A 702-nucleotide genomic window follows, 5' to 3' on the forward strand; every position below is an offset into this window, starting at 1 on the left:
GATCCGGGTCATGTCGCGTTCCATTCTCAGTCCCTCCGATGGATGTCGGGCAGAATCCCGCCCCGCGCGCGCAAAGCTTCGGCCACATGGTCGGCGTCGTCCAGTGCCAAGGCCGCCATCGGCATCACGATCCGCCAGTTCGGCCGCCGGCGCGACCGCGCCCGCCAGGACATCGCCAGCCTTTGCCCGTTCTCGACCAGCATCGGGGTGAAGCGCAACACCATGGCGATGGCCAGTTCGACCGCGCGGGTGGACAGGCCCAGGCGGCGCAGCGGCGCCAGCAGCCAGGTCAGCACCGCGATCATGTCGGTCAGCCGCGAGGTCATGGTGACGAAATTCGCCAGCGCCAGCGCGGCCAGAAGGCGCAACGCAATGGCCGCGCCCGCCTGGATCTGGCCCGTCACGCCATGCCACAGGGCGATCAGCAGCAGGAAAGGCCACAGCATCCGCAGATGCCGCGCCCCTTGCGCGGCGAAGGCCAGGCCCCCGGTCAGATAAAGGCAGGCGACCCCAAGGGCCGCCAAGACAAGCCCCGTCAGGTCCAGCCGGAACAACGACACCGTCAGCACCGACAGCGCCAGCAGCTTGAACCCCGCCGGCACCCGGTGCGCCCAGGTCCTAATGGGCGAGGTGAGCGAGATCATCCATGCCTCCCCAGTCCAGCATCTGCGCCTCGAAGGCGGGCAGCACCTGCGCAGGCGG

At 69.1% G+C, this 702-nt stretch carries 1 protein-coding gene; it reads right to left on the reverse strand.

Annotated features, from left to right (window positions below):
• Positions 1-26 precede the first annotated feature (26 nt).
• Positions 27-644, reverse strand: coding sequence for a CbiQ family ECF transporter T component (locus tag CK944_RS22430; RefSeq protein ID WP_103175210.1), 618 nt, complete (start codon positions 642-644; stop codon positions 27-29).
• Positions 645-702: the final 58 nt, after the last annotated feature.

The organism is Paracoccus sp. SY (genome assembly GCF_002901215.1).
Taxonomy (GTDB): domain Bacteria; phylum Pseudomonadota; class Alphaproteobacteria; order Rhodobacterales; family Rhodobacteraceae; genus Paracoccus; species Paracoccus acridae.

Excerpts from the sequence above, each read along its gene's own strand:
- CK944_RS22430 (WP_103175210.1), bottom strand. The coding sequence starts at position 644 with ATGATCTCGCTCACCTCGCCCATTAGGACCTGGGCGCACCGGGTGCCG.